7 protein-coding genes are annotated in these 5,556 nt (G+C 65.0%); 4 read left to right on the top strand and 3 right to left on the bottom strand.

What is annotated here, in order from left to right; all coding sequences use genetic code 11:
* Positions 1 to 198: 198 nt before the first annotated feature.
* Entirely contained in the window at positions 199 to 1,572 is a 1,374-nt protein-coding gene (ltrA, locus tag VML93_RS05165; RefSeq protein ID WP_325608357.1) for a group II intron reverse transcriptase/maturase, read from the bottom strand.
* 636 nt (positions 1,573 to 2,208) lie between these two features.
* On the opposite strand from ltrA, the gene VML93_RS05160 reads away from it, so the two are divergent.
* Entirely contained in the window at positions 2,209 to 2,547 is a 339-nt protein-coding gene (locus VML93_RS05160) for a WhiB family transcriptional regulator (protein ID WP_325608355.1), read from the top strand.
* Positions 2,548 to 2,551: 4 nt separating this feature from the next.
* Here the strand turns inward: VML93_RS05160 and VML93_RS05155 are convergent, their stop codons facing one another.
* The gene (locus VML93_RS05155; RefSeq protein WP_325608353.1) at positions 2,552 to 3,109 is read right to left on the bottom strand and encodes a hypothetical protein; all 558 of its coding nucleotides are present in this window, start codon (positions 3,107 to 3,109) and stop codon (positions 2,552 to 2,554) included.
* 17 nt (positions 3,110 to 3,126) lie between these two features.
* On the opposite strand from VML93_RS05155, the gene VML93_RS05150 reads away from it, so the two are divergent.
* Both VML93_RS05150 and VML93_RS05145 read left to right on the top strand, forming a co-directional pair.
* On the top strand, positions 3,127 to 3,876 hold the full coding sequence (locus VML93_RS05150; RefSeq protein ID WP_414686283.1) for an SIMPL domain-containing protein: 750 nt from the start codon (positions 3,127 to 3,129) through the stop codon (positions 3,874 to 3,876).
* Positions 3,877 to 3,901: 25 nt separating this feature from the next.
* Positions 3,902 to 4,105 carry a hypothetical protein gene (locus VML93_RS05145; protein ID WP_325608351.1) on the top strand — a complete coding sequence of 68 codons (204 nt, stop codon included), beginning with the start codon at positions 3,902 to 3,904 and terminating at the stop codon, positions 4,103 to 4,105.
* A gap of 260 nt (positions 4,106 to 4,365) precedes the next feature.
* On the opposite strand, the gene VML93_RS05140 is transcribed toward VML93_RS05145, so the two are convergent.
* Positions 4,366 to 4,641, bottom strand: coding sequence for a DUF3303 domain-containing protein (locus tag VML93_RS05140; protein WP_325608349.1), 276 nt, complete (start codon positions 4,639 to 4,641; stop codon positions 4,366 to 4,368).
* Positions 4,642 to 5,256: 615 nt separating this feature from the next.
* On the opposite strand from VML93_RS05140, the gene VML93_RS05135 reads away from it, so the two are divergent.
* Positions 5,257 to 5,463: a hypothetical protein gene (locus VML93_RS05135; protein WP_325608347.1), complete on the top strand. Its 207-nt coding sequence runs from the start codon at positions 5,257 to 5,259 to the stop codon at positions 5,461 to 5,463.
* The last annotated feature ends 93 nt before the right edge of the window (positions 5,464 to 5,556 follow it).

The following is a 5,556-nucleotide window of genomic DNA, read 5'->3' as shown; positions in this document are numbered from 1 at the left end:
GGACACGGCGATAGTTGACCGGCGATGCCGGAGGCGGCAGCGGGATGGGCTGATGGCCGGCAAGCAACTCGGGTGCATCCGCTGTCATTGGTAGTCAGGGGCGCGGTGTCTGCAGCACAGACCCGTTTCCCCATCCCCCTTTCAATCCGTGCGTGCGGTTTTCCCGCACACGGCTTACCGATGATCTTCTAGACATGGTTACGCTGCCTTCGGGTAGCGGATGGTGCCGCGCAAACGGTGCAGGCCGTGCCCGTTAAACCACTCTTCAGTCCACTGATCGGCTTGTCCAGCACGCAGATTGCGGCCCCGTTTCTTCACCATCAGGCGAAGCAAGCGCCATACCACGTACCGGTCGATCTGAGTGAACTTGTTGGCGGCGTTCCCGGTGCGAAAGTAGTTGCCCCAACCGCGCAGAATCGGGTTCAAGTCCGCGATCACGTCGCGAATGTCCAGCCCGACTCGGTTGCGCCCAGTGCGATCACGCACCTTGGCCCGAACCCGGGCCATGGCGCGCTGGGACGGCCAGCGATGCAGGTAATAGCGAATAATCCGCTTCTGCTCCCACAACCGTCCCGACATACGGGCCCGGAAGTGACAGCCCAGGAAATCCAGGCCCTCACGACCCTCCCGCAAGTCGACCACCTTCGTCTTATCCGGATGCAGCCGCAACCCCAACCCGGTCAGGATTTCGCCCACCGCCGCCAGGGCGTGCTCGGCTTGTGCCACACTGCGGCACAACACCACACCGTCGTCGGCGTAGCGCACCAACTCCCCCACCTCGCGGCGGGACAGTTCGGTGTCGAGCACATGCAGGTAGATATTGGCCAACAGCGGGGAAATGACCCCACCCTGAGGTGTGCCCGCGACCGTCCGCTGGGTCACCCCTTCGACCATCACTCCTGCTTGCAGCCACAACCGCAGCAGTTTGAGCATCCGCCGATCCGAAACCCGCCTACCCACCTCGGTGAGTAACCGGTCGTGGTCAATTTCGCCGAAGAAATTGGCGATATCGAACTCGACCACAAACTGGTGACCCGCGATGAACCCGGTCCGCAAGCGTTCCTTGGCCATCGTCGCCGACCGCTTCGGCCGAAACCCGTACGAGCACGACACAAAGTCCGCCTCGAAAATCGGTTCCAGCACGATCTTGGCCGCTTGTTGGGCCACCCGGTCTCGCACCGTGGGAATCCCCAACGGCCGCGTACCACCCTGTGGTTTCGGGATATCCACCCGACGCGCCGGCGCCGGGCGATACCGACCCGAGCGAAGGTCACAGCGCAACTCACGCAACATGCGGTCCACACCGTAGTCCTCCACCGCGACCAGGGTGACACGATCCACCCCGGCCGCACCCTTGTTCTTGCGCACCCGCTCCCACGCCTCCTGCAGGACGTCACCCCTGCAAATACGGTCATAAAGGGCGTGGAAACGCCGACCTTCAGACTGCTTGGCCGCAGCCCATAGCGCCCGTTGCAGTTGTTGCACTTTCACCGGCGAGGCCACCAACGGCTCCTCGTCGGCTACGACGGGCGATAGCCCGTCGGGGTAGTTGGACCGAGTCGCCTCGGCCATGCCCTCACGCTTACCCGCTTCGCGCGCGTGATCAAAGCAGGGGCCCTTCCCTCCCGGCGTGTCTCTCACACCGATCAGCGGTACTACGACCCCCTCGGACTCCCGCTGCCCTCCAAGGACTTTCACCATCGGCTTATACCCTTGGTCTTTGCCCGACGCAGGCCAGGCAGACGGGCCTCTCCTGTTCCCGACTGAACTGTGTGCACGTGCCGCTCCCCATACCCCGGAAGGACCCGCCGAGCTGACCCCGGACCAGGGCTCGACAGACATGGGCCTTCGCCGTGACATGAGCGGCTCGGCTCCTCCGTTGTGAATCTGACGAAGCTGCAGGACTCGTACCGACTGGCACTACGGCCCGCGCACTTGCTCCCTCCAAAGAGGCTTTTGACACCCCGCTTAGCCCGCCGCCTCTCAACGACGGACCGGGGCCTGCTACCCGGCGCTCCGGTGCTTACCGGGACGGGACTTCCACCCGCTAGTTCAGTCGAACTTGCAGGACGCAACACGCGGTGATGCTAACGACGCCCGCTCCCCTAATGCAGCGTCCATCGGCGCGGATTTTCTTGGTCAGACGAGCCCGTCAGATTCTGGTTTTCCCGGCCAGACCGGTTAATACCGACACTGGGGCGCGATGCGATGACAACAGCTTCGAGAGCTTCGAGAACTTCGGGAACTTCGTTCCACCGAAAGGACACCGACACCATGACCAGCGCCGACCAAGCCGCCCGCATGTGCCAGGAGTGCCCCTTCCTCGGCCGCTGCGGCTACAACGCCGTCGTCAGCCGCGCCACCCACGGTGTGTGGGGCGGCCACATCCTGCCCGGCGACAAACCCGGCGAACTCGAACCCATCTACGCCAGCCTGATCGCGCAATTCGAGGCACGCCGCACCCTCGAACTCGGCGACGCCCCCGCCCCCCGACTGCCTAACACGAGCCCGCGGCGTCGGGCACGTCCGCAGTCCAAAGCCGCGTGAGCAGCTACTCGCCTCGGGCGGAGCCGACGAGCGCGAGCAGCTCGTCGAAGGCTGAGACGCTGGTGTAGGCGTCGAGGCGTGTAACTTCGACCTGCGGCCCTACTTTTGGTACATCGCTGGCCCTGCCGTACTCCTGCGCGCCGAGAACAAAACGGTGCGGGCCCGACGGCAGATACAGCGCCCTGCCCACGGAGTTGCCGCCGCGGCCTCGGGTTTTTCGCCATTGGCCCAGCTCTGCGGCCCGCAGCGAGTAGACCTCATCCGACCGCTGGTCGACGGTCAGGCCATCGGCCGTGACGCAAAGGACGACCTTCTTCGTCCACAGACGGTGCAGAGCCACGCCCCACATGGCGGCAAGACCCAGCAGCATCACGGGGAAGACGATCGCCCCGTACGCGGTCATGAAGTCGAAGCCTCGGCTGAACTCCTGGCTGATCGGATACACCGAGGAGACCACCAGCAACACCGCGTAGGTGGAGTACCTCTGCTTGGCATTCGGCACGGCGGTCGCCACGAAACTGCGCTCCGCCGGCGCCTCCGGATCGTCCTGCTCCACAGGCACGACGCTAGGGTCCAGACATGCCGATCTCAACGAGCATCCGGAGTCTTGTCCGCCGGTCGATCGCTTTGACCGCCGCCGGCCTGGCCGCAATCACGCTGTCGGCGTGCGACTCCCACAGTGCGACACCGCCGGGGGCGAATCCGCGTCAGGTGACCGTCCTCGGGTCGGGGAAAGTCCAGGGCGTCCCGGACACCTTGACCGCCGATGTCGAGATCGAGTTCACCGCAACCGACGTCACCAGCGCGATGAACCAGACCAGCGACCGGCAGCAGGCGGTGATCAACGCGCTGGTGGGCGCCGGAGTTGACCGCAAGGACATCCGCACCACCCAGGTCAGCCTGCAGCCGCAGTACAACAATCCCGGGCCGGCCGGCACGGCGACCATCACCGGCTACCGCGCCAGCAATGGGATCGAGGTGAAGATTCACCCGACCGACGCCGCATCGAAATTGCTGGCCCTGATCGTCGACACCGGCCGCGACGCGACCCGGATCAGCTCGGTCAGCTACTCGATCGGCGACGACTCGCAGCTGGTCAAGGATGCGCGGGCGCGCGCCTTCCAAGACGCCAAGAACCGTGCCGAGCAGTATGCGCAGCTGTCGGGCCTGCGGCTGGGCAAAGTGCTTTCCATCGCGGAGGGAACCAGCGCCGCACCGATCAACGGGGCGCCGCCGGCCCCGCCACGCAGCATGGCCGCCCCGGTGCCGGTCGAACCCGGTCAGCAGACGGTGAGCTTCTCGGTGACCGCGGTCTGGGAGCTGCAGTAGCGAGCGCGTTCGACTACCGGGACCCATGTCCAGGCGCGGTGCCGACGAGCACGCCAATCGCTCGGCGATCGTCACCCTCGCCGGCGTGCTCGAGGACCGCCGCGAGCTGCTCAAGGCCGAGCTGCTCCGTGAGGACGAGGGGGCACTGTTCCACATCGCCAACGAGTTCGGCCTCCGCCACAACCGCGCGGACCAGAGAGGCGACTTCGACCCGGTTTTCCTGGACTAGGTGTTCTGGTGGTACCTGGCCACTATCGAGCTCACCGACCGGTTACTCGCCCGCCCGGACCAGGAGGGTGGCTGATCCTTGCGCCCGGCGCCACTAACCCGCGGCTACGCGGTCAGGACCCGGTGGCGCTGACGCACAGGACCCAGTTTTCGGGACATCGCCGCGGCTATGTAATCGTGCGCAACGCTAATTCACGGTGGACCTGCAGTCGCGAATGCTGAAGACATCGGCCTGCCGGGCCGAAGTTCTCGGGAGTTTCGCTAGCCGTACAACGACTGGAGCACTGCCCCTGCGTCCCCGTCTTCAACAAGGGGGGTGGCCTCGATCTCCATGAATTCGGTCCACTCCGCGAACCATTGGAAGATGGCCTTCGCATCGTCGCTTTCCGCGATCGCGCAGCCCTTGCCATTGGCGCCATGCCAGCGGCCAATCAATTGAATGCCAGCAGGAGGGGAACCGCCGTTCTTGAGAAATCGGGCGACCGCTGCGCGGTAGCCGTCACCGTGCGGCAATGACCAGGACACCAGGAACTTCATAATCGATCCCTCTCTTAAGTTGTTCGTGTTGCCCGGTTGAGGACAGTGTTTGCTCGTTTGAAGGTTGGTTCCTAGAGTAGCGCTGCTCCACTTGCCGGTGGTCGCTTTCCAACACGCGAGGAGCTCGCCCGCGGCCGCATCTTCTGACGCCGGGGCTGGCGTGCTCGACCGGCCCGACCACGCTCGATCGGGCGGGCGTTGGAGTCCTACCTGGCGCGGCTGGCGGTCTCTGCCGAAATCGAACGTTTACGGGACAGTTGGCGGCTGGGGATCACTCCTGCCTCTCGCTGTCTGGGCTGTCCTCGACCGAGCCGCCGAGGCTGGCGAGGATCACCATGACCCCGGTCGGACTGCGGCTCCTTCAAGATCTTCGCCGCCAGCTCCTCGAACCGCCACCCCAGCTGCGAAAACAATACGCCCCGGGCACCGCAGAACCCCGATTCTGTCGGAGCGGTCGCCTAAAATCAGCAACAACAAGCGGAACCCGCGGCCGCTCATTTGCACCGGAAACAGGACGCCACCATGCCGCCGAGTTCACCGGAAACGTCGCCGGCAGCCCGTACCGTGCCGGTAGAACAAGTCTGGACCGGCACGGTCCGTGACGAGGTGGTGTAGGTGCTACAGCAGACGGTCAAGCCAGCGGCGGGTTCGCTTCCCGCTGGCCTGCTCTACCTTCGTCGGCTGGCCGAGCAGCTGACCATCACTGGCCCGGGTGCCGGCCGGAACCTGCGGGTTGTGGTCACGGTCCCGACGCTGCGTCTGAAACCGTCTCATATGGCGATCCGCTATCGGGGCCCGGCGGGAACCCGCCCGCTTGCGTGACACGCGGCGACAAGTCAGAATATTGACCTATGGCCGAAGTTGTGCCCTTCTCTGAAGCGAAAGCCCACCTGTCCGAACTGGCCGAACGCGTCG

Source organism: Mycobacterium sp., assembly GCF_035499775.1.
Classification (GTDB): Bacteria; Actinomycetota; Actinomycetes; order Mycobacteriales; family Mycobacteriaceae; genus Mycobacterium.
Note: the sequence above shows the minus strand (reverse complement) of the source record. Positions and strands in the feature narration are given on the sequence as shown.

Bases quoted from the DNA above. Each gene is read 5' to 3' on its own strand.
- VML93_RS05160 (WP_325608355.1), top strand. From the start codon at position 2,209: ATGACAACAGCTTCGAGAGCTTCGAGAACTTCGGGAACTTCGTTCCAC.
- VML93_RS05140 (WP_325608349.1), bottom strand. From the start codon at position 4,641: ATGAAGTTCCTGGTGTCCTGGTCATTGCCGCACGGTGACGGCTACCGC.
- ltrA (WP_325608357.1), bottom strand. From the start codon at position 1,572: ATGGCCGAGGCGACTCGGTCCAACTACCCCGACGGGCTATCGCCCGTC.
- VML93_RS05145 (WP_325608351.1), top strand. From the start codon at position 3,902: ATGTCCAGGCGCGGTGCCGACGAGCACGCCAATCGCTCGGCGATCGTC.
- VML93_RS05150 (WP_414686283.1), top strand. From the start codon at position 3,127: ATGCCGATCTCAACGAGCATCCGGAGTCTTGTCCGCCGGTCGATCGCT.